A 23,480-nucleotide genomic window follows, 5' to 3' on the forward strand; every position below is an offset into this window, starting at 1 on the left:
GCATGGATTTTACAACTTACTGACCTAGTCCAGTTGTGAGGATCGATATGGTTATGTACGCAATTTTAGTATAATGAACAGAGAATAAATTATAACAATACAGGCAAAAATTATTCTATCTTTTGTTTTCAACTTTTCCTTGAGGTCCAAATAAACAAAAAGAGCTGACAAAAAAACTTTCGCAATTCAGAATAAATTCTGAAGAACGAAAGCTTCTAATTACTATTTACTTCGTATAATCCTTAACCAAGTCAATAACTTCTTCCATTGTATCGCAGTCATTCAACGCACGATCCGCAAGTTCAGCCATTTTCTTAGTGTCTAGACGTTTCATCAAGCTACGAGTTTGAAGAATAGATGTCGCACTCATTGAGAACTCATCTAAGCCCATTCCTACCAATAATGGTACAGCCATTTGATCACCGCCCATTTCTCCACACATACCAGTCCATTTACCTTCTGCATGAGATGCGTCAATCACGTTTTTAATCAAACGTAGAATTGATGGGTTATATGGTTGGTACAAGTAAGAAACGCGTTCGTTCATACGGTCTGCTGCCATTGTGTATTGAATCAAGTCATTTGTTCCAATACTGAAGAAATCAACTTCTTTGGCGAATTTGTCAGCAATTACAGCTGCTGCAGGAATTTCGATCATGATACCAACTTGAATCGTATCAGAAACTTTTGTTCCTTCAGAAACTAATTTTGCTTTTTCTTCTTCAAAGATTTTCTTCGCTGCTCTGAATTCTTTTAACGTTGCAACCATTGGGAACATGATACGTAAGTTACCGTGAACAGAAGCACGTAATAATGCGCGCATTTGTGTACGGAACATTTCGTCGCCACGTTCAGATAAGCTGATACGTAATGCACGGTACCCTAAGAATGGGTTCATTTCATGCGGTAATTGAAGATAAGGTAATTCTTTATCTCCACCGATATCCATTGTACGAACCACGACAGGTTTGCCGTTCATGCCTTCAAGTACTGCAGTATAAGCTGTATATTGTTCATCTTCTGTTGGGAAATCTGGAGAATCCATGTAAAGGAATTCTGTACGATATAAACCAACAGCTTCAGCACCATTGTTGTGTACGCCTTCTAAATCTTTAGGAGTACCAATGTTAGCAGCGAGCTCGATGTGTTTACCATCAGCAGTTACTGTTTCAGCATTTTTTAGTTTTTCCCATTCAACTTTAAGATCAGCATACTCTTTGCCTTTTGCTTCAAATTCAGCTTTTTCAGCATCAGTTGGGTGAACGATAACATCGCCATCGATTCCGTTAACCGCTAAAATATCGCCTTCTTTGACTTTGGCAGTGATTTCTTTTGTCCCTACGATTGCAGGAATTTCAAGAGAGCGAGCCATGATCGCTGAATGTGATGTACGTCCGCCAATATCCGTTACGAATGCTTTTACATACGTGCGGTCTAATTGAGCAGTATCACTTGGTGTTAAGTCATGGGCAACCACGACTACTTCTTCGTTAATCATTGAAGGATTAGGAAGAGTAACACCTAATAAATGAGCTAAAATACGTTTTGCAACATCACGAATATCAGCCGCACGTTCTTGCATGTAGGCATTATCATCCATCGCTTCGAACATACCGATATACATATCAGTCACTTCTTTTAACGCTGATTCAGCATTTACTTTGTTATCTTGAATGTTTTGTTTGATTTGACCGATCATTTCTGGGTCAGCTAAAACCATTAAATGTGCGTCAAATACTTGTGCTTCTTCTTCACCAAGGCTTTGCGCTGCTTTTTCTCTGATTGCTTGCAACTCAGTCGTAGATTTTGCCAAAGCAGCATCTAAACGGCTTTCTTCGGCAGATGTATCTTCTACAGATTTTTTGTCGAAAGATAAATCAGGTTGAACTAACAGGTAAGCTTTAGCAATAGCGACACCATCACTTGCGGCAATTCCTTTTAGCATTTCAGACATTATTCTGACAATCCTTCTTTTTTCATTGTGTCTACGATTGCTGCTAATGCATCAGCTTCGTCAACACCGTCAACTGAGATAGTTACGTCTGAACCTTGGCCAACGCCTAGAGACATAACGCCCATGATTGATTTAAGGTTAACAGATTTACCTTTGTATTCTAAGTTGATATCTGAGTTGAATTTACTTGCAGTTTGTACTAATAATGTAGCTGGACGAGCGTGAATCCCTGTTTCTGCTACGATGTGAAAATCTTTCTTTTCCATATGAATCGGTCTCCTTCGTAAGTAAAATAATTTTTTATGTTAGGGTTTTCCTTTCTTGACACGTTTCAAGTGAAACTAGAATCGAGAAAATACCCTTTCAATTTTTAAGATTACCATTTTTTGTGAGTAGATACAACACTTTTCACCTATTTTTTATCGATTGAAATGATCAATTAATTTTCTTCCTTCATATAATGATATATAATTCGTCCATTTAATCCAGCTTCCCCGACAAATAACATTCGATCTGGTAAATTTTTCCAAACTTCTCTAAAGGTGGTAAAATCTTTTGGTTCTACGATAAGTTCAGAAATAGTCCCTTCTTTTAAGGCATTGATTTGTTCTTCAAATGGATTTTCGATCATTATTCACACCACTCTCTTTTTTTGGCTTGTTGCTATTTTAAGATAAAACGACTGAATTGTCTAACAAGATAAATAATTGAATAGAATCATTCTTCGCTTAGTTCCTCAAGCAAGATAAACGTTCTTCTCAATTCTGTAAATAAAAGCTGAGCAATCAAAAAATACCTAGTTTTCTCGTGCTTAACTATTTTCTTTTATTCCTCCATTGGTTTGGCAGTTGCTCTTCGGTAATTAGCAAGTTTAGACGTTTCTATAATATGTGCCATATTCGATTCAAAATTCTTAGCAAATATGGCGGAATATAGAATATCAAGAATATGAAGTATAGAAGTATTCGTTGAATATTGACCTATTTTTGAATACAATTTTTCTCTAGTCGTCATATGGAGAACGATATCTGAATTTAGAGTCAATAAATTTTCAGTTAAACTAGTAATTGCAATAATTGACAAATGCTTAGATTTAAGGGTTTGCATAATTTCGTCCATTTTTTTGCTACTTCCACTATAAGAAATCACCAAGGCAACAGAATCTTCTTTCATATTTAACACATCATAGATATGTTCACCTTCCAATGAACTCAATGTTACATTTTTTAAGATTCTTTTCATTTTAAATTGGAATTCACTTGCAAGCAGCAGATTGATATTGCTTGCAAATATTTTTATCTCACCTGCACTATCTAAAACATCAACTGCTGAGCTGAGTGTTTTATACGATAGTAATTCAACGGTATCTTCTAACGATTCTTTCTTTATTTCCGTAACTTTATTGGCAATACTAATGATCGTATCTTTGTTATCAAAAGGAATATTTAAATCAATGTTATTAACCTGTCTATCAAAATAAGCTATTTCTCTTAAGAAGCTCTCTTTAAATTCGTTCCAGCCCTTGAATCCTATTCTTTGTGCCACTCGAACAAATGTTGCTGGCGAGGTAAAGCTTTGCTTGGAAAGTTCTTTTAAAGTCAAGTTGTTAATATCGTACCCTTGTCTAAGTATGTACTTAACAGCTTCTTGTTCAGCACTCGAAAATGTTGCGGCCTCGATTAAATCAATAATAGACATTTATTCTCTCCTTCCTTCATTGAAACGTCATTTCAATAATAACATATGAAAACTCAAATAAATGGAAACGTTTTTTCTATTTCTCTTTAAGTTATTCTAAGTAATTATTATAGGAAGTATAATTTGACTTGTAAACAGGCAAATATAGAAAGGGGTTTTCAAAATGGATTATGTAAAGTTGGCTGAAAACATACTGGAGAATGTTGGAGGAAGTCAAAATATTCTAGCCGTGTGGCATTGCGCGACTAGACTACGTTTCAACTTAAAAGATGAAACAAAAGCCAACACAAAAATAATTGAACATTTGGATGGCGTCGTTACAGTGGTTCAAAGTGCTGGTCAATATCAAGTTGTGATCGGCAATTCGGTTACAAAAGTCTATGATGCCATTACATCACTAGACTCAAATTTAGGAAATGATGAAAGGAATAACAAAAATGTAGAAGAAAAGCAAAGCCTTGTCAACAGACTACTTGCTTTTGTTTCAAGTGTATTTACACCATTTTTAGGCGCCTTAGCAGCCTCAGGAATTTTAAAAGGCTTATTAGTTTTAACAACAACTTTTAACATTTTTTCAGAAACAGATGGCGCTTATCAAGTTTGGAATGCAGCCTCTGACGCAATTTTCTATTTTTTACCACTCTTTATCGGTTTTACTGCTGCAAAGCAATTAAAAGTGAATCAATTTGTAGCAGTTACCATTGCTGGCGCTTTAGTTTATCCTAATCTAGTTTCTTTATTATCTGAAACAGGCGGTATTGATTTCTTTAGCTTACCAATCCAAGCAGCAACATACTCTGCTTCGGTTATTCCGATTTTACTAACAGTCTGGGTATTATCATACATTGAACCGTTCTTTGATAAGCTATTCCCTGAATCTGTCAGAAATATTTTTACACCTTTGTTATCAATCATGATTATGGTACCACTGACTTTATTAGTTGTTGGACCTATCGGAAATGTGGTCAGTAAAGTATTGGCCACTATCTTAGCTTCTTTATATAATTTCTCGCCAATGATTGCTGGGTTTATTTTAGGTGGTATTCATCAAGTTATCGTAATCTTCGGCGTTCATTGGGCCTTGATTACGTTAATGATTAATAATATTTCAGAATACGGGCAAGATCCATGGTTACCAATTGTTTGTATTGCAGTTTTTGCTCAAGCTGGTGCTGCATTAGGCGTATTTTTGAAAACGAGAGATAAAAAAATGAAGTCACTTTCAGGTTCAGCTTTTGTAACTGCCATTTTTAGTATCACAGAACCTGCGATTTATGGCGTTAACTTAAAATTGAAAAAACCAATGTATTTTGCTTTAGCTTCAAGTGCGATTGGTGGTGCTATTGCTGGTTTTGGAGAAGTAAAAGCTACAACATTTACTTTTCCAGGAATTTTAGCTATTCCAACTTATTTAGGTGATGGATTTATCTTTGAGGTCATAGGTTTACTCGTTGCCATTGGACTAGCAACAATCTTGACGTATTTTTTTGGTGATGTGAATAGCACTATTGAAGATAATGTGGTTGACCTCAATAACAGTAATTCTGATAATTTTAGTGTTTTACCTGTAAAAGGAGACCTTATTCATTTATCTGATGTAAATGACGAAGTATTCGCTTCAGGAGCAATGGGCAAAGGGCTAGCTGTTATTCCAACTGATAATACAGTTCGTTCTCCGATCCAAGGAACTGTAACTACGATTTTTGAAACTAAGCATGCCATTGGTTTAACAAGTAAAAATAACGTTGAAGTCTTACTTCATATAGGTCTTGATACCGTTAATTTAAAAGGACAATATTTTGATGTGTTAGTTAAAGAAGGCCAAGAAATTACGCTTGGTCAAGAATTAGTTCAGTTTGATCGTACGAAAATTAAAGAAGCTGGATACAATCCTACAGTCATTATGGTCATTACTAACAGTCTAGATATTCCAACTCTAGAAGTAAACATTGCAAATAAACGTCCAGTAACAATTAATTAAACATAAAGGAGATAGTTCCAATGAATTTAAGAAAAAACTTTCTTTGGGGTGGCGCTACTGCTGCCAATCAATATGAAGGCGGCTATTTAGAAGGCGGAAAAGGTCTAACGATCAATGATGTCGAAATGGGCGCAGAACACGGTAAAAAACGAGAAATCCATGATTCCATTCAAAATGATGCTTATTATCCAAGCCATGAAGGTACTGATTTTTATCATCGATACAAAGAAGATATTTCTATGTTTGCGGAGATGGGCTTTAAAAGTTTTCGTTTATCCATTTCATGGGCACGCATTTTCCCTAATGGTGATGATTTAATTCCAAATGAAGCAGGTTTACAATTTTATGATGATGTATTTGATGAACTCTTGAAATATGGAATTGAACCTATCGTAACCTTGCATCATTTTGAGCTGCCTTTAAATCTCGTGACAAAATACGGAGCTTGGAGAAATAGACAACTTGTTGAACTATCAGTTCGTTATGCCAAAACTGTAATGGAACGGTATAAAAACAAAGTAAAGTATTGGATTACTTTTAATGAAATCAATGCACTATTTATTTCATCAGCTCCTTGGCATATGGCTGGAATTTTATATAAGGAAGACGAAAATAGACATAATACAATGTTACAAGCCGCTCACCATCAATTAATTGCTAGTGCTTTAACCGTGATAGAAGGGAAAAAAATTAATCCTGATTTTCAGTTTGGATGTATGCTGCTATACCCTTGTACCTATGCCGCAACATGTAATCCAGAAGATCAAATTACAGTTCGCAATAAGCTCCTATCAACTTATTATTTTGGTGATGTCCAAGTCAGAGGAAAGTATACAAATACTTGCTCATCCTATATTGACTCTTTAGACGGATCTATCGATTTTGAACTCGGTGATGAGGCAATTCTGGCTAAAGGGACTGTTGATTACATCTCATTTAGTTATTACTTTTCAGGGATCGAAGGGGTTGGAGAAGATATTGAGATGGCTGAAGGAAATCTGTCTAGTGGAGGTAAAAACCCTTACCTTGATATGACAGAATGGGGTTGGCAAATCGATCCAATCGGTCTACGCAATTCTTTAAATAGTTTGTATGATCGTTACCAAGTCCCCTTATTTATTGTCGAAAATGGCATTGGTGCACTTGACGAAGTGAAAAATGATGGTTCAATCGAAGACGATTATCGAATCGATTATCTAAGACAACATATTTCTGCGATGGTTGACGCAGTAGAAAAAGATTTCGTCGATTTAATTGGTTATACAGTGTGGGGGCCCATCGATATTGTTTCAGCAGGAACTGGCGAAATGAGAAAGCGCTACGGCTTTATCTATGTTGATAAAGATGACCAAGGACACGGAACGCTAAATCGCTCTAAGAAAAAATCATTTGATTGGTATAAAAAGGTCATTGAAACCAACGGGAATTATGTAAAATAATTGAAAGGAGCCCTTCCTTATGGAAGATTTTGATTTAATTTTAGAATCCGGGGAAAAAAAGTTTACTTATTTTTTTGAAAATAGCTTTAAGTTCTTTTTAAAATCATTTATGGCAGGTTGCTATTTAGGCATTGCAATGGTTTTATCGCTTTTTTTAGGAAGTATATTAAATACTTTTGATGCAAATATAGCGAAAATAGGTTACTCTATGTTTTTCGGTTTAACCTTCGTTTTAATTGTTTTTTTAAATGGAGAACTGTTTACTGGTAATTGTTTAACAACTAGTTTTCCGATTTTCAATAGAACAAGAAGCATTACAGAGATGGGGAAAATGTGGTTTATCTGCTTAATTGGTAATATTGTAGGAGTTTCATGGTTTTTGTGGTTGTTTGTTAAAAGCCAATCTTTCACTCATATAGTGAATCCATATATAAATACACTGCTAGAAACAAAATTGAATTTTAGTTTTGATACGCTGTTTATTCGTTCAATTCTCTGTAACTTTATAGTGTGCATTGCCACCTACATTGCTTTAAAAATAGACAACGAAATGGCAAAAACTAGTATCATGCTCTTGGTAATTTCAACATTTGTAATTGCAGGTTTCGATCACTGTATTGCAAACATTGGTTTATATGTGATGGGAATAACATTAGGACAAGTAGATATTTCTCTATTAATGTTAAATAATATTTTTATATCGATCGTAGGAAATATTATTGGTGGTTCCCTAATGTTAGGCATTCCACTCTACTTGATTCTAAAAAAGAAATGATGTTTGAGAATAATTTAGCCTCTAAGACGATGTCACATTTCAATTATCAAAAAATAACCGAACTAGCTATAGCTGACGGTTATTTTTTTGTCTTTTGAACCCAGGATTTTTTTAAGTCACTTTATTTATAAAACTAAATTATAACATTTTAAAACGAGTTCAATTGCTTGATTCTTGTCCAAAAGATGCTATAATAATCTCAAAGGTCAAAAATGGTCAGCAGACTATTCGACCTATTTAAATGACTTTGAACTATCATTAGTCTTATTTTGAAAGGACGTGTTTTATCCTATGGTTTGTCAAAATTGTCAACAAAATCCAGCAACGATCCACTTATATGCAAATGTTAATGGTCAAAGAAAGCAATTAGACTATTGCCAAAGTTGCTATCAAAAATTAAAAGCACAAGCAAACGATAATCAACCAACAATGTCTCAACAAGATCCATTTGGTTTTGGAAGCTTAGATGATCTATATCGCTCTTTATCTCGTCAAATGCAGGAACAACAAGGGAATCCTAATGGTCAAACCCCACCTACCCAATTTGGTGACGGCAATGGCTTTAACGGCGGTCAGCCTCCAAGAGGTGGTGCTGGTCAATCGAACGGCTTACTTGGTGAGTATGGTATCAATATCACCCAAGCTGCCAGAAATGGAGATGTTGACCCAGTTGTCGGTCGTGATGAAGAAATCAAACGTGTGATTGAAATTTTAAATCGCCGTACCAAAAATAACCCAGTTTTGATCGGCGAACCTGGTGTTGGTAAAACAGCCGTTGTCGAAGGTTTAGCACAAAAAATCGTGGATGGCGATGTACCGCAAAAATTATTGGACAAAGAAGTCATTCGTTTAGATGTCGTCTCTTTAGTTCAAGGTACAGGTATTCGCGGACAGTTTGAAGAACGGATGCAAAAATTAATCGAAGAAATCAAACAAGCTGAAAATGTCATTTTATTCATTGACGAAGTTCATGAAATCGTTGGCGCAGGTGCTGCAGGTGACGGAAACATGGATGCTGGTAATATTTTAAAGCCAGCACTCGCTCGCGGTGAGCTACAAATGGTAGGCGCCACAACTTTAAATGAATATCGGATTATCGAAAAAGATGCTGCCCTAGAACGTCGGATGCAGCCTGTCCGTGTGGATGAGCCAACGGTGGACGAAACGATTGCGATCCTTAAAGGCTTGCAAAAACGCTATGAAGATTACCATCATGTAAAATATACAGATGAAGCCATCAAAGCTGCTGCAACGCTATCAAATCGTTATATTCAAGATCGTTTCTTACCAGATAAAGCCATCGATTTATTAGATGAATCTGGTTCTAAAATGAACTTGACGATTCAAATCGTTGATCCTAAAACAATCGAAAAGAAACTCGTAGATGCAGAAGCGCAAAAACAACAAGCATCTGCTGAAGAAGACTTCGAAAAAGCAGCTTATTATCGTGATCAAATCAACAAATTACAAGCAATGAAAGAAAAACAAATCAGCGACGAAGAAACGCCAGTAATTGGTGAGAAAAATATCGAAGCCATCGTTGAACAAAAAACAGGAATTCCTGTCGGTGATTTGAAAGAAAAAGAACAAACACAACTGAAAAACCTAGCTGTCGACCTAAAAGCTCATGTCGTTGGACAAGACGATGCAGTTGATAAAGTATCCAAAGCCATTCGTCGAAATCGTGTTGGTTTAGGAAAACAAAATCGTCCGATCGGTTCGTTCCTCTTTGTAGGACCAACTGGTGTTGGTAAAACAGAATTAGCCAAACAATTAGCATACGAACTATTTGGTTCAGAAGATTCTATGATCCGTTTTGACATGAGTGAATACATGGAAAAACATAGTGTCTCTAAATTAATCGGTTCCCCTCCAGGTTATGTTGGTTATGACGAAGCAGGACAATTAACGGAGAAAGTTCGCCGTAATCCATACAGTTTGATTTTACTCGATGAAATCGAAAAAGCGCATCCTGATGTATTGCATATGTTCTTGCAAATTCTTGATGATGGACGTCTAACAGATGCACAAGGTAGAACTGTTAGTTTCAAAGATACGATCATTATTATGACAAGTAATGCTGGAACAGGCAACGTAGAAGCCAATGTCGGCTTCGGCGCTGCTCGTGAGGGTCTTACAAAATCTGTTTTAGGGCAGCTGAATAATTTCTTTACACCAGAATTCTTGAATCGTTTTGACGGTATTGTTGAATTTAAAGCACTAAGTAAAGAAAACTTGATGAATATTGTCAGCTTGATGCTAGATGAAGTCAACGGCTTACTTGCTCATCAAAAAATTCATATTGAAGTGCCGACAGACGTAAAAGAAAAATTGGTTGATCTCGGCTATGATCCTTCAATGGGCGCTCGACCATTACGTCGAACCATTCAAGAACAAATTGAAGATGGCATCGCTGAATACTTCTTGGATCATCCAGAAGAACATCAATTAGTTGCTAAACTAGATGATGATGGAAAAATCATTGTAACAGGTGAAATTGCTATAGATTCTAGTGATACCAATGAAGCAACAACTGAAGAAGCATAAAAAGTGAAGTCAATCAGGCAAACTGATTGACTTTTTTGTGTTTTTCAAGACAAATTTCTTTTTATTTGAGCTAAAAAAATTTATAATAAGAGTGAGTGAAATTTATATCAAATTTTAAGAAAGATTATTCCAGCTCCATTGATTCTGTGAATATTCTGTTTTTTATTATTAACGTAAAAAGAATGAAACTGAGGTGAAAAAAATGAAATTAGTCAATGTAACCAACAGCTACAAACAGTTAGTCAATAAACAACTAGAAAATACCGATGCATACTTTGTTAAAGTTTATTCAGCGGGTAACACGACCGTCGTTTATACAGAAGCTGCTCAACATGCTGAAATATTGATCGTAAATAAAAAACGTGCTGTCCGTAAAACTGAAATCAATGAAATCCTGACTTATGTTTTAAAACGGATACCAAAAGAAAAATATGACCGTGATCAAATTTCGATTATTGAACTAAAAGATGTTATCGAAATTTCGATTCCGATGACTTCTAGTCTTGTAGAAAGTTAGATACCATCAATAAAAAGAATCTTGTAGAAAGTTAGATACCATCAATAAAAAGAAAGCTGAACATTCATTTTGTTCAGCTTTCTTTTTTATTCCTTACTGTAACTTACCTCACCGATTTCATCATCTGTTGAATTTTTAAATAGATACCAGCATAGTCCTGAAACTAATAACACTGACACTGCAACGATCATCACCTGAAAAAACACATTCGTTGTAGTCGTTTTAAACAAGAAACCAATTATGATTTGACCAACTGGAACTGCACATTGTGAAACAGCCATAATCGTGGCCATTATTTTACCAATATTTTCTTTTGGTGTTATTCTTTGAACCATGGAAATCAAGTAAATAGAAATAAGACTCATCATCATTCCAATTGGAATTCCAGTTATAATAAATACTGCAAAGCCAATCATATTTCCCATAGGATTTCCTGCAAACATTAAACCAACGTTCATTAAAATCAATAATAGACCAGATAGCGTAAACATTTTATAAAGATTATTTATTCGTAATTTCTTTGTGAAAATCCCAGTAAAAATCGCTCCAAGAATTGTTGATAAACTAATTACTGACAACCCAATCCCATAAACTGTATCACTTGCTTGTAAAACAACTCTTAATACAATGGGAACCCCTACAATAAAAAAGGCCGATAACGTAAAGTTGATAAGTGCCGCAATCAAAATAGAATTGAAAATAATTCGATTATTACGAACTTCTCTAAAACCATCCTTTAAATCACCTGTTAATGTACTTAAAACACCAGACTCCATTGGTCGCTTTTCAAAAGGAATCCGTAAAAAAGTTTCTATAATTGCCGCTAGAATAAAAAATACAGCACTTCCTACAATCAATTTTTGAGCACCTAATATACTATATAAAATACCGCCAATAATAGGGGCAACTACATTTGACATGGATAAAACAGCGTTAACCAACCCATTTATTTGCTCCAATTGGTCCTTTTTTACTAATAGAGGGATACTCGCAGTTACTACGGGTGTATCAAAACTACCAACAATTGATAGTAAAAATAACAGCAAACCAATCATAACGATTGAATCGGTCAAGCCTAAAATAAAAAATAATATTACAGCTAACACTGCATTCGTAATATCCATTAAAACCATTAACAAACGACGATCAAATCGATCTGCGATCGCTCCACCAATCGGAGCAAACAAGACTGGAATACTGGAAATGGCGAGAATCGTCGCAAATATATCCGCCCTTCCTGTTTTATCCAATACATAAAGCGATAAAGCAAATCGTAAAATCGCTCCACCGAAAACTGATATAACCTGTCCCAATACCAAATACAAAATATTTTTATTCACTTTCCCCATCATTTTTTCTCCCTATCTACCTTATTTATCAAGCTAAAATACCTTGATACCTAAGTTTACCATTCTGACTTTATACAACACTCAGGCTAAAGTCTTGTATTCACTAAGACTATCGCCCTATCTTAGACTGGAATTAAATTTAATATAGAGACACAAAAACGTATAAGGAATAACCTCATGAGGTTATTCCTTATACGTTTTGTATTCGAGTAAAAGATAAGAATAGACGCAACTTCTTCGTAATAAACTACCATTGCGCTAAACACTTTTTTCTCGGTCTCTATTTTAAAATATATTTTTTATAATACGCATACAGCTCTTTGATAGAATCACTCATCAAAATATCTTTTGCTGCCTCCACTTGTTCTAACGTCCAATCAAACCATCTCAGTTCTAAAAGTAATTTAATTTCCTCATCTGAAAATCTCTTTTTGATCACTCTGGCTGGATTACCGCCGACAATCGTATATGGCGGAACATCTTTAACAACCATAGAACTTGCTGCAATCACGGCCCCTTCACCAATTGTAACACCTGGCATGATCATCGCATTCATCCCGATCCATGTATCACTCTTAATAACTGTGTCCCCTTTTGGTTCATAAGATTTCTCTACATGGCTAGCAAAAGGATATACAGTGATCCAATCTGGATGGTGATTGTGATTGCCACCCATCAAAATCGTGGCACCTGCTGCAATACATACATAATTTCCAATAATCAATTTATCTAAATGCCAGCCCATCTCTTTGATAGGATCGAAGGCTGCCATTGTCAATGGATCTCCCCATAAGTAACGGACACAACCATTCTCGAATTCCTGGTTGTCATAATAACCAGAGTAATAAGAACATTCGCCTACTTCAATCAATGGATTTGTCACCAAATCCTTTAAAAACATTGTGTCTGACCACTTTTCAAAATTGTGATTATTTGTCATTTTTTCTTCCTCGCTTCTAAGTTTGATTTTTCTTTTGACTTAGAAGCCTACTACCACTGAAACATTTTTTAATAATCTTAAACGACGACTCATATTTAATCACTCCAATAATGTTGATTCTCCTGATAAAATTTAATATTACAACCAAAATGATGATCAGCAACTATTCTAAACTGATTATAACGTAAAAGTCCATCTAATTCTTAGACCATTATACATTCTGAAATAGATTAAATCCTTGAAAATTACTTATCTGAATATTTTGATTTAAGATGCTTGCAGTATAAAACCGATTCATATTTTTCATTTCATCCGTTTCTTTCATTTTATTATATAACTCCGGCCTAATAACAATATTCTCCAAATTCATTAGTAACAAATTTTGAATAATTACAAGTAATGGACTTCTTCCATCACTCAAAAAAATTGGGCTAGTACATTGAGGTAATATTTCGAAAATCAGATGATATAAATGCTTTTGCCCTTTTACACATATGAAAAAATAGATCATCCCAGTCCCATCTATATCTGGAATTAACCCCTGGCAAATAGGTGGCTCCTCATGTCTCTCACCAAAATATAAGTCCCCAGCTCCTAATGCTAAACAGTTCATTGACACAGGTAATTTGATATACATTATATCAAAAAACTGCTTTATTACTTTTTCTTCAATTCCATTTTTCAGCACTTTTTCAAAATGTTGTTTCAACACTTGATATTTATCAACATTGTACCGCTCTTTAATCATTGCTAACACGATCTCTTGTGTTACTCTATAATTAACTATACTTTGGTTTTCTATCTTAGGATTTTTTTCCAAAGCGGCCTTTTTCTTCGTCAATAAACTAGGAATTGTCTTAATTGATTTTTCTGAAACATGTGAGTAAGCAAGCCCTCTGTATGCATATAAAAATAAATACTCATAAATATTATCTGTCAATTCTGTTTCAACTTCAATGGGTTTAAAAATTTCAGTATCATGTTCAGAACAAAATCCAAAAAATGTACTGGCATCATTAATATGCCCTTTGTGTAAAAAACCTGTATTTTCTAGTTTAGTTTCATAATCAGAATATGTATTAGGCAGGTCAGTAAAATAAACGTTACCAGATTTATCACATATTTTATTTAGTACTGCTCTTTTTTGAAAGGAGTGAGATTTAATTGGTTTTTTTGAGCATCCTGGAAAGTAACAGCATCTTTGTTCTTTCAACGCTTTTTTGGTAAGCTCACCATTTGTATGCTTAAAAATCTTTTTTTCAATTTTATTGTACATTTCTTTTACCTCCAACCATTTATTGTTTTATATAAAAAAGCCCTCAAAAATAGACTTCTAGCCTATCTTTGGGGACTCTTCCATTATTGTTTAAGCTTTTTCAATAATCCTACATCAAACTCTTCAATTCAACATCCGGATATTTATCCGCAAACCAACGCATAGCAAATTGATTTTCAAATAAGAACAACGGTTGATCAAAACGGTCACGAGCTAAGATATTTCGGCTAGAACTCATGCGTTCATCTAAATCAGCTGGATCGATCCAACGAGCGATTTTTGAACCCATCGGTGTCATGATTACTTCTGCATTATATTCATTCAGCATACGATGTTGGAACACTTCAAATTGTAATTGTCCAACTGCTCCGATGATATATTCTTCGGTTAAATAAGTTTTGTACAATTGGATCGCACCTTCTTGAACCAATTGGTAAATGCCTTTGTGGAATGATTTTTGTTTCATCACATTTTTGGCACTGACTTTCATAAATAGTTCTGGTGTAAATGATGGTAGTTCTTCATACTGAACTTTTAATTTTCCTTCGTACAATGTATCACCGATTTGGTAATTACCGGTATCGTAAATTCCAATAATATCTCCGGCTACGGCTTCCTCAACATTTTCTCTGGCATCAGCCATAAATTGTGTTACATTACTTAACTTGATTTTCTTACCTGTTCTGCCAAGTATAACGTCCATGCCACGTTCAAATGTGCCTGAACAAATCCGGACAAAAGCAATCCGATCTCGGTGAGCAGGATTCATGTTGGCCTGGATCTTAAACACAAAGCCAGAAAATTCTTCTTCATAAGGGCTAACTTCTTGTCCCTCTTCTGTTTTATGACCATATGGTGAAGGAGCAAACTGTAAGAATGTTTCCAACATTGTTTGTACCCCAAAATTGGTTAAGGCAGAACCAAAGAAGACTGGAGTTTGGTCCCCACGTGCGATTTTCTCCGTATCAAATTCATCGCCTGCTTCAACTAATAGCTCAACTTCTTCCAATACTTGTCTATAAACACTGTCTTGGTGTAATGGCAAATCACTTGGAATATCACCATCCACTAATGGAATAAAACGTTCACCATTATTATTTTCAGGTCGATAAACTTCTACACGTTTGTTGTAGATATCATATAACCCATGCAGCCCTTTTCCCATACCGATCGGCCAATTCATTGGGTAAGATTCAATATCTAACAATTCTTCTAATTCTTCAAGTAACTCTAACGGTTCACGACCATCTCTATCTAATTTATTGATAAAAGTAAAAATCGGAATTCCTCGTTTTTTAACAACTTGGAATAATTTCTTTGTTTGGGCTTCAATCCCTTTGGCGCTATCTATTACCATGACGGCACTATCGACAGCCATCAAAGTTCGGTACGTATCTTCTGAAAAATCTTCGTGTCCAGGTGTATCTAAAATATTGACACGTTTTCCATCATAATCAAATTGCATAACAGAACTTGTTACAGAAATTCCTCTTTGTTTTTCAATTTCCATCCAGTCGGATTTTGCAAAATTCCCTGTTTTCTTCCCTTTAACCGTTCCAGCTTGACGGATCGCTCCTCCAAAAAGTAAAAGCTGTTCTGTGATCGTTGTTTTACCAGCATCCGGATGGGAAATAATCGCAAAGGTACGGCGGCTATCTACTTGTTCTTTTAAATGTGGATTATTCATTTGTTGCTCCAATCTATTATTATTTTCTAAGAAAAAAGTCATTATTTATTTAAAGGATCTCTACATCGGAAAATTCTCCCTACTCTTTATTATTCAACTAGTGTAGTATATCATGGAATTACCGTAGTTTTCAAAGTCTTTAGCTAAGTTTCAAAAAAAAATCGAAGAGACCAAAACAAAACTCAACGAATTTTGTCTTGATCTCTATTAATTGGGGAAGAAATTGATCTTAATAATTATTTTGCTAAAAACCTAGCATTGTTTCATAAGAATTGCTTTACACTTAACTAAATTAAGTATAAAGTTAGCTATTCAAATGTGCAAATGTCTGAAATTTTAGACTAATACAGTTATTTTCAGCTTATTATCGTTATTTATTATCGTCAAAAAACTTTTATTTTAGACTATTTATTATTATAGACGTCATTATATTATTTCTTTTTTAACGAATTATTCAAATTAAGTCCATACTTTTTACTTTATTGGCAAATTTATTTTAAGGAGGAAAAAATGTTAGAAGCAATGATGTTGGAAGATACTGCTAAACGGAAACTGACACTTTTTAAATTGTTAGCGACTTTTTCTAATCAGCAGCATAGTATTAACTTTTTTGAAAAAAGACTTGATTATTCTTATAGCCGAGTAGTTTATCTGCTGGAATTAATTCAACAAGATCTATCTAAGATTACTGACGAAGAGGTGAAAATTCTTCAAGTAGATGGTGTTCGTTATAAACAAACTATTACATATGATAGCTATTATCAATATTTGATTACTCAAAGCATTCCTTATCAATTACTAATTTCTATCCTTTTTCATCCCAATGACGACCTTACTCAATTTTGTCAGAAACATTATCAGAGCAGAACTACTGTTGTTCGAAAATCCAAACTATTAAGTGACTATTTTAAAGAATTCAACATTAAACTCAACACTTCTAAATTATCTCTTTATGGGGATGAACGTATCGTTCGAATTACGTTATACACACTGATCTGGCTGGCATCTCAAGGAACAAATTTACCAAAAATAGATAATAATCCAATTGATTATATAGAAATAACCAAAGTGATCAGTCCTTATTTTCCAGATAGCTTTAGTTACTCGGCGGACAAACAAATCACATTGATCTTAGATATTATTTATCTACGAGTCAAATCTGGTCACCTAGTGACAGAAAAAACGATGATCGCTCCTTATATCCCAACGAGCCCAGCTTATGCAAAAATTTTCTTTGGTGATTTGATCAAAGAGACAGACATCTTGGAAGCAGAAGCTCAATATGCGGCTTATTTATTGATTGCTACACCAAATTTTTTTAGGAACAATGATCATCGTCTAACATTATTGTCTGATTATTTAAAAAATCAAACAAATTCTGCTACTAAATTGTTAGAAGAATTTTGTGCTGTATTTAAGCAGGAATTTATGCCTAGTGACTTTTCATGGGAAGATGCTCCTATCTTATTTGGAAATATAGCAAATATTATTTTTTCGACCACAATCAGCGAAAAACCATTTCCAACATTGTTTCACCTGATCAATCATTCTTCATACTCCAAAAATGAATATTATTATCAGTTATTGACCTATTTTAAAGCTTTATTCCATAAGATCTCGAAAAGAAAGAACTTTGGTTGGCTTAAAGAGAATATTGAGCAACTCTCAGATACGTTAGCCGCTTTACTAGTTCCTCTTTATGAATCTTACCAAGTCAATAAGATTGTTCGTATTGCGTTGATTGCAGAATCTAATTATCTACTTATTCAGCCTTTAAAACAATTTATAGAGGAATTACCTTTTGTGCAATTAGTCGCTTATAGTCACGGGAAGTTTTCTTCGTTTGACTTTGTTGTGGCTACTTCATCCTATTTAATACCAGAAGAATGTCATGTACCTACTTTTGTCTTTCGCTTTTCAGCAGATAATGATGAACAGTACATCGGTCTTTATCAAGCAATTAAAGCCGTTCATAATCAAAAAGGTGTTGATCCAACGTACTAAAAAAGAAGGAGCAAAAATAGCTAGGCTATTTCTGTTCCTTCTCTTCTATTTTTATCTTCTTGGTTCGTCATCTTCTAATTCTTTACGGAAGAAACGACGATTCTCTTCTGGTTCTTCATCAACAACATCTTCATCATGGAAGACAACTTTTAACGCTAAAACTCTTGTTCCTTCCATTTCTTCAGATGTTAAAGTAAGATTGCCTACATCAAATGAAAGCTTTTCTCCTTCATCTGGAATCGTCCCTAAAGCTGTGATCAGGTAACCAGCCATTGTATCCACATCACTCATATGCAAGTCAGTTCCAAAGGCTTCATTGAACTCATCAATTAGCATTCTACCTTGAACTAAATACTCATGTTCATTGATTTTTGCATATAAGTTTTCGACTTCATCTGTCTCATCATCGATTTCTCCAACAATTTCTTCTAATAAATCTTCTAATGTTGCCAAACCAACAACGCCGCCATATTCATCTAATAAAATAGCCATTTGGTTTTGGGTTCTTTTTAGTTCATATAATAGATCATCAATAAAAATCGTTTCTGGGACAAAGAGCGGTTCTTGTATAATATTTTTTAATTGAATATTGTCAAAACCAAATTTATGGGCTGACTTTAATAAGTTTTTAGTGTGAAGGACACCCACAATTTTATCTTTATCTTCGTTATAAACAGGAATTCTTGAATAGTTCTCTGATAATACTGCATCAATATTTTTTTGAATATCATCTTCAATATCAATCATAAATGCATCTGTTCGTGGTACCATGACTTCACGGGCAACTTTAGTATCTAAAGAGAATACTCCTTGAAGCATTTCCAACTCATCATTATCTAAAACACCTTCTGATTCCAGCATATAGCGCATTTCATCACGGGTCATTTTTGAATCAGCATCGTCAAATTTCATTGGTGTAAGTTTTGAAAGTAAATCTGTTGAAGCTGACAATAACCATACGAATGGTTTAGCAACAACACCGATTACACGTACGAACCCTGATGTAGCTTGCGCTACTTCTTCTGATTTATTCATCGCAATTCGTTTTGGATACAACTCACCAAAAACGATCGATACATAGGTCAATAAAGCTAAAATAATAATATTGGCAATATTTTTTGCAGCAGCACCGCCACCAAGTACTGGTGCTAATTTTGCTGATAATGAGTCAGCTAACGAGGCCCCAGATAAAATATTGACTAATGTAATACCAACTTGGATCGTTGATAAAAAGCTTGTCGGATCTTGTAAGACTTTCAGTAATTTCTTAGCCTTTGCATCGCCTTCTTCAGCTTTTTGTTCGACACGATTCTTATTTACAGAAACTACCGCGATTTCTGATGCTGCAAGAAAAGCGTTGATCAACGTTAAAACGACCAACAATAAAATTTGCGCGATAAGCGACTGACTCTCGGGGTCAGCATTATTCATAATGTTTTCTCTCCTTAAATGGTTGCGGGAATGACTATACGAGCTTGTTTCATAAAAATAGGATCAATGAATAGATTTTTGTTATCTTATTCGTACTATTTTTCTTAAACTATTAGTTCGTGTAATTGGTAATTCCCAATTCTAGAAAGGATCACTTTCTTTGTTTTAAAAAAACGTGACTACATGAGGTAGTCACGTTAAAATCGTATCACAAACACGAGCTGATTTCAATATTCAGCAACTATTTTTCCTTACTTTCTGGCGAATTTATTTCGTCAGGTAACTCAAGGATCGGTTGTTCATCTAGTTTATTTTGACGAATCATTTGAAAAATATGGACAACGATTGTTTTACACACTGCGTAAAACGGTACCGCTAAGAAAATCCCTAAAAGTCCAGCGATATTCCCAGCAACTAGTAAAATAAGAATAATTGTCAACGGATGGATTTGCAACGATTTACCGATTACGTTTGGATAAATAATATTCCCGTCGATTTGTTGGACGATCAATACAACTAAACAACATAGTAAGGCTTTAAAAGGTTCATCAAAAACGGTCACAAAAACCGCTGGAGCCAGTCCGATATACGGTCCTAAATAAGGAATCAAATTGGTTATACCAGCAATCACACCAAATAAAAATGCGTATCGAACACCGATTAATGAGTAACCGATAACAGTAAAGGTGGCTACGAATAAACATTCAATTGCCTGACCACTAATATAACTTGATAATGTTTTATTTAATTTTCCTAACAACTCAACAATGTCATTTTGACGCTTTTTAGGTAAAAAACGTTTGATTCCTGGGACCATCCGATCCCCGTCTTTTAACATATAAAACAGAATAAATGGCGCAGTAACAATAATGATCGTGGTCGATGCAACGGTTGATACAATCGAGCCCAAACTGCTAGACAATCCGCTAATGAACTGCTGAATAATGTTACCATATGAAATATCTAACTGCTCAATATATTTCGTTAAGTCAAAATCTTTAAAAATCGGTAACTCCGCCATTTGATACACCCATGCCTCCACGCTTTTAAACACATCTGGCATATTAGAAGCTAAACTAGATAATTGGGAAATCAGACTAGGAATCACACTAACTAAAAGCAATACAAGTGCTATGATTAATAGTAAAAATACGATCAAAATCGCAAAGATTCGTTTCATTTTGGTTTTCATCAATAGGTTGACGATTGGATTTAAAATATAATACAAAAATCCAGCTACCAAAACTGGTGCGAATAAGGTTGAAAAAAACGTCCCTATTGGCGTAAAAATAAAATTGATCTTTGATGAGACAAAAATCAATGTGGCGATGACTAATAACTCCGCCGACCAAAAAAATAACTTTGATTGTCTTAATTTTTCAAACAAAGAGGGTCCTCCTTTATCAATAAAAAATGATTGCTTGTTAATAGATTTTAGCATAATTGTTACTAAATAGGATAGCAATATTTTTTTGTACTAGTTTGCTTCCTAAAATATCGATTAAACTGATATAAAAAAAAATCCGTCAAATTAGCTGTCCAGATGTTTTTAGTGATTGTTTGATTTGGTTATTTTTTAAAGAAGCCTTTGACATTATCGGCTAGTCCACCTGCATCAACATCAGGGATCATTCCTTTAATTTTTTCATATTGTTCACCAATGTCATCTTTGTGTTCTTCAAGGAATTGCTTTGCCTTTTCAAAATTTCCTTCACCAATCAACTCTTTGACTTTTTGCACAATTTCATCTGGATTCATGACACCCACAACCTTTCTTTTTTTGTTATTTCTACTGTACACTGCTGTTATTATTTTTACAAAAGTTATACATCAATTTCTATTAAAATCCTACTATCTTTTTTTAGATATAATCAATATAACAGAGTTGTCAGTTCCTTTTTAAAAAGAGAACAACACATACTGATATGATCGTATGGTATAATAATATTAATTCCACAAACGAAAAAGGAGTTTTTTTATGTTTATAAAAAATAATATGTATCTTATGTTGGCGGTCACTTTTATCTCATTATCAACCAGCACAGCCATTTTCACAGAAAATGTTTCAGCTGAGCAAACATCAACCGAAATTTCTGAAATTACTACCATACCGAAAGATTCAACTACACAAAATACCATGGAAACAGCTAGTAGTTCTTCTAATACAAAAGAAACAGTGATTAGTAGCGATGATGAAGCTAATCAGGTTAATAGTGTTGAGCAAACCAGTCCTGTTCCTACTACTGACAATGAAGAGGAATTAAGAAAACAATTTGAAGCGGATTCCAGAAGTAGTGTTATGTCATTTGAAGAATATAAATCATTCATTGAAACGTTGAAAAAGTTGACTCCTACTCAATCTGATCTGCCCGCTGCTCGCGCTTTTAGTGCAGGAACCCAAAGAGATCAAATTGTAGCAGAGGCAAAAAAACATTTAGGAAAACCATATACACAAAAGCATCCTGATCGATTAGGACCGAACAAGTTTGATTGTTCTGGACTGACTCGCTATGTATTTTTACAAGTAACGGGAAAAAACATTGGTGATTGGACTGTACCACAAGAAAAATCAGGAACAAAAGTAGCTATTTCTAAAGCAACGATTTCGCAATTACAACCAGGGGATCTTCTTTTTTGGGGGAATGCTGGCGCTACTTATCATGTAGCAATTTACATTGGTAATGGACAATATATTCACGCACCAAACTATGATACTACTGTTGAAGTATCTCAGATTTGGTGGTCAGAATTTCCACCGAGCTTTGCCTTAAAAATGAATCTTACAGGTACAAAGCCTCAAGGAGAGGCAATTAATGACGGATCATATGTCACGATCACAAAAAAAGGATATAACACCTTTAGTTCGTTTAACTGGGTTAAAAAAAATACTTCTGACAATCTATTAAATAAAACTTATCAAGCAAAAATAAGATATAATCACGTAAATGGTGATACCTACTATTCTTTATATGACAATACTAGTGCTTGGCAAGGTTATATAAACTCTAAAGCTGTGCAAAAAGCAGATGGTAAACGAGGCATTTGGATGAAAAACAATGAGTTTGTCACTGTTACAAATAAATCCTCGACCATTTGGGGCAATATCAATGACTTTTCTGCTAAGAAAGGCTCGACTGCTAGTCTCTATCAAAAAACCTATCATGCGCAGGGACGCTACAATCATTTTTCTGGTGATGTCTACTACTCTTTATACGACAATAAAAACACTTGGTTAGGCTATGTGAATCTAAAAGATTTACAAAAAGCAGATGGTAAACGAGGCATTTGGATGAAAAACAATGAGTTTGTCACTGTTACAAATAAATCCTCGACCATTTGGGGCAATATCAATGACTTTTCTGCTAAGAAAGGCTCGACTGCTAGTCTCTATCAAAAAACCTATCATGCACAGGGACGCTACAATCATTTCTCTGGCGATGTCTACTACTCTTTATACGACAATAAAAATACTTGGTTAGGCTATGTGAATCTAAAGGATTTACAAAAAGCAGATGGTAAACGAGGCATTTGGATGAAGAATAATGAGCAGGTAACAATCGCTAAGAAAGGATACACTATTTGGGGAGATATCAATAATTTTTCTTCCAAAAAAGGATCTACTAATACTGTTTACAAGAAAACCTTTCATGCGCAAGGACGTTACAATCATTTTTCCGGTGAAGTTTATTATTCTTTATACGATAACAACAATAAATGGATAGGTTATATTAATAAAACAGGCGTAACAGTTAAACACTAGTTCCAGTTTACTATCGATTCACAATTTCATCAAAATGGATAAAGAGTTTCATCATTTTTTGTGACTCTTTATCCATTTTGATTTCAGTAATAGTAATAATTACGCAATTCAATCATCCAGAT

The 23,480-nt window shown here is 34.6% G+C and carries 18 protein-coding genes; 7 read left to right on the forward strand and 11 right to left on the reverse strand.

What is annotated here, in order from left to right:
• Positions 1–226: 226 nt before the first annotated feature.
• From ptsP to ATZ35_RS00505, 4 genes are all read right to left on the reverse strand, one after another.
• Positions 227–1,954: a phosphoenolpyruvate--protein phosphotransferase gene (gene ptsP, locus ATZ35_RS00490; protein ID WP_208928392.1), complete on the reverse strand. Its 1,728-nt coding sequence runs from the start codon at positions 1,952–1,954 to the stop codon at positions 227–229.
• Entirely contained in the window at positions 1,954–2,220 is a 267-nt protein-coding gene (locus ATZ35_RS00495) for a phosphocarrier protein HPr (protein ID WP_010765749.1), read from the reverse strand. The genes ptsP and ATZ35_RS00495 overlap by 1 nt, the downstream gene beginning before the upstream one ends.
• A 173-nt stretch (positions 2,221–2,393) precedes the next feature.
• The gene (gene ykzS / locus ATZ35_RS00500) at positions 2,394–2,585 is read right to left on the reverse strand and encodes a protein YkzS (RefSeq protein WP_208928395.1); all 192 of its coding nucleotides are present in this window, start codon (positions 2,583–2,585) and stop codon (positions 2,394–2,396) included.
• 194 nt (positions 2,586–2,779) lie between these two features.
• Entirely contained in the window at positions 2,780–3,652 is an 873-nt protein-coding gene (locus ATZ35_RS00505; RefSeq protein ID WP_208928398.1) for a MurR/RpiR family transcriptional regulator, read from the reverse strand.
• Between the two features lie 163 nt (positions 3,653–3,815).
• On the opposite strand from ATZ35_RS00505, the gene ATZ35_RS00510 reads away from it, so the two are divergent.
• The 5 genes from ATZ35_RS00510 (at position 3,816) to ATZ35_RS00530 (ending at position 10,911) form a co-directional block, all read left to right on the forward strand.
• Positions 3,816–5,633, forward strand: coding sequence for a beta-glucoside-specific PTS transporter subunit IIABC (locus ATZ35_RS00510; protein WP_208928401.1), 1,818 nt, complete (start codon positions 3,816–3,818; stop codon positions 5,631–5,633).
• Between the two features lie 20 nt (positions 5,634–5,653).
• A complete protein-coding gene (locus ATZ35_RS00515) occupies positions 5,654–7,072 on the forward strand; it encodes a 6-phospho-beta-glucosidase (RefSeq protein ID WP_208928404.1) in 1,419 nt (472 codons plus the stop codon).
• A gap of 19 nt (positions 7,073–7,091) precedes the next feature.
• Positions 7,092–7,847: a formate/nitrite transporter family protein gene (locus ATZ35_RS00520; protein WP_208928406.1), complete on the forward strand. Its 756-nt coding sequence runs from the start codon at positions 7,092–7,094 to the stop codon at positions 7,845–7,847.
• Positions 7,848–8,138: 291 nt separating this feature from the next.
• Entirely contained in the window at positions 8,139–10,394 is a 2,256-nt protein-coding gene (locus ATZ35_RS00525; RefSeq protein WP_208928409.1) for an ATP-dependent Clp protease ATP-binding subunit, read from the forward strand.
• A 202-nt stretch (positions 10,395–10,596) separates the two neighbouring features.
• Positions 10,597–10,911 (forward strand): DUF1827 family protein, encoded by a 315-nt coding sequence (locus tag ATZ35_RS00530; RefSeq protein WP_208928412.1) that lies wholly within the window; start codon positions 10,597–10,599, stop codon positions 10,909–10,911.
• Positions 10,912–10,997: 86 nt separating this feature from the next.
• Here ATZ35_RS00530 and ATZ35_RS00535 read toward each other — a convergent pair whose 3' ends face one another.
• The 4 genes from ATZ35_RS00535 to ATZ35_RS00550 all read right to left on the reverse strand — a co-directional run bounded on the left by ATZ35_RS00535 (position 10,998) and on the right by ATZ35_RS00550 (position 16,163).
• The gene (locus ATZ35_RS00535; protein ID WP_208928415.1) at positions 10,998–12,263 is read right to left on the reverse strand and encodes an MFS transporter; all 1,266 of its coding nucleotides are present in this window, start codon (positions 12,261–12,263) and stop codon (positions 10,998–11,000) included.
• Positions 12,264–12,540: 277 nt separating this feature from the next.
• The gene (locus ATZ35_RS00540; RefSeq protein ID WP_208928418.1) at positions 12,541–13,200 is read right to left on the reverse strand and encodes a CatB-related O-acetyltransferase; all 660 of its coding nucleotides are present in this window, start codon (positions 13,198–13,200) and stop codon (positions 12,541–12,543) included.
• Between the two features lie 211 nt (positions 13,201–13,411).
• Complete coding sequence (locus tag ATZ35_RS00545; protein ID WP_208928420.1) at positions 13,412–14,476, reverse strand: hypothetical protein; 1,065 nt, start codon at positions 14,474–14,476, stop codon at positions 13,412–13,414.
• 109 nt (positions 14,477–14,585) lie between these two features.
• Positions 14,586–16,163: a peptide chain release factor 3 gene (locus ATZ35_RS00550; protein ID WP_086279675.1), complete on the reverse strand. Its 1,578-nt coding sequence runs from the start codon at positions 16,161–16,163 to the stop codon at positions 14,586–14,588.
• A 510-nt stretch (positions 16,164–16,673) separates the two neighbouring features.
• On the opposite strand from ATZ35_RS00550, the gene ATZ35_RS00555 reads away from it, so the two are divergent.
• Positions 16,674–18,167, forward strand: coding sequence for a helix-turn-helix domain-containing protein (locus ATZ35_RS00555; protein WP_208928422.1), 1,494 nt, complete (start codon positions 16,674–16,676; stop codon positions 18,165–18,167).
• A 51-nt stretch (positions 18,168–18,218) separates the two neighbouring features.
• Here the strand turns inward: ATZ35_RS00555 and ATZ35_RS00560 are convergent, their stop codons facing one another.
• The 3 genes from ATZ35_RS00560 to ATZ35_RS00570 form a co-directional block, all read right to left on the reverse strand.
• Positions 18,219–19,598: a hemolysin family protein gene (locus tag ATZ35_RS00560; protein ID WP_208928424.1), complete on the reverse strand. Its 1,380-nt coding sequence runs from the start codon at positions 19,596–19,598 to the stop codon at positions 18,219–18,221.
• A 241-nt stretch (positions 19,599–19,839) separates the two neighbouring features.
• Positions 19,840–20,985: an AI-2E family transporter gene (locus tag ATZ35_RS00565; RefSeq protein WP_208928426.1), complete on the reverse strand. Its 1,146-nt coding sequence runs from the start codon at positions 20,983–20,985 to the stop codon at positions 19,840–19,842.
• Positions 20,986–21,167: 182 nt separating this feature from the next.
• A complete protein-coding gene (locus tag ATZ35_RS00570) occupies positions 21,168–21,356 on the reverse strand; it encodes a hypothetical protein (protein ID WP_208928428.1) in 189 nt (62 codons plus the stop codon).
• A gap of 220 nt (positions 21,357–21,576) precedes the next feature.
• Here ATZ35_RS00570 and ATZ35_RS00575 point away from each other — a divergent pair, with 220 nt between their 5' ends.
• Complete coding sequence (locus ATZ35_RS00575) at positions 21,577–23,358, forward strand: C40 family peptidase (RefSeq protein ID WP_208928430.1); 1,782 nt, start codon at positions 21,577–21,579, stop codon at positions 23,356–23,358.
• Positions 23,359–23,480 lie beyond the last annotated feature (122 nt).

It is taken from the genome of Enterococcus rotai (assembly GCF_001465345.1).
Classification (GTDB): Bacteria; Bacillota; Bacilli; order Lactobacillales; family Enterococcaceae; genus Enterococcus_L; species Enterococcus_L rotai.

Coding starts and splice junctions, on each gene's coding strand:
- ATZ35_RS00505 (WP_208928398.1), bottom strand. CDS start 3,652: ATGTCTATTATTGATTTAATCGAGGCCGCAACATTTTCGAGTGCTGAA.
- ATZ35_RS00540 (WP_208928418.1), bottom strand. CDS start 13,200: ATGACAAATAATCACAATTTTGAAAAGTGGTCAGACACAATGTTTTTA.
- ATZ35_RS00570 (WP_208928428.1), bottom strand. CDS start 21,356: ATGAATCCAGATGAAATTGTGCAAAAAGTCAAAGAGTTGATTGGTGAA.
- ATZ35_RS00510 (WP_208928401.1), top strand. CDS start 3,816: ATGGATTATGTAAAGTTGGCTGAAAACATACTGGAGAATGTTGGAGGA.
- ATZ35_RS00560 (WP_208928424.1), bottom strand. CDS start 19,598: ATGAATAATGCTGACCCCGAGAGTCAGTCGCTTATCGCGCAAATTTTA.
- ATZ35_RS00515 (WP_208928404.1), top strand. CDS start 5,654: ATGAATTTAAGAAAAAACTTTCTTTGGGGTGGCGCTACTGCTGCCAAT.
- ptsP (WP_208928392.1), bottom strand. CDS start 1,954: ATGTCTGAAATGCTAAAAGGAATTGCCGCAAGTGATGGTGTCGCTATT.
- ATZ35_RS00530 (WP_208928412.1), top strand. CDS start 10,597: ATGAAATTAGTCAATGTAACCAACAGCTACAAACAGTTAGTCAATAAA.
- ATZ35_RS00535 (WP_208928415.1), bottom strand. CDS start 12,263: ATGATGGGGAAAGTGAATAAAAATATTTTGTATTTGGTATTGGGACAG.
- ATZ35_RS00555 (WP_208928422.1), top strand. CDS start 16,674: ATGTTAGAAGCAATGATGTTGGAAGATACTGCTAAACGGAAACTGACA.
- ATZ35_RS00495 (WP_010765749.1), bottom strand. CDS start 2,220: ATGGAAAAGAAAGATTTTCACATCGTAGCAGAAACAGGGATTCACGCT.
- ATZ35_RS00545 (WP_208928420.1), bottom strand. CDS start 14,476: ATGTACAATAAAATTGAAAAAAAGATTTTTAAGCATACAAATGGTGAG.
- ykzS (WP_208928395.1), bottom strand. CDS start 2,585: ATGATCGAAAATCCATTTGAAGAACAAATCAATGCCTTAAAAGAAGGG.
- ATZ35_RS00575 (WP_208928430.1), top strand. CDS start 21,577: ATGTTTATAAAAAATAATATGTATCTTATGTTGGCGGTCACTTTTATC.
- ATZ35_RS00525 (WP_208928409.1), top strand. CDS start 8,139: ATGGTTTGTCAAAATTGTCAACAAAATCCAGCAACGATCCACTTATAT.
- ATZ35_RS00550 (WP_086279675.1), bottom strand. CDS start 16,163: ATGAATAATCCACATTTAAAAGAACAAGTAGATAGCCGCCGTACCTTT.
- ATZ35_RS00520 (WP_208928406.1), top strand. CDS start 7,092: ATGGAAGATTTTGATTTAATTTTAGAATCCGGGGAAAAAAAGTTTACT.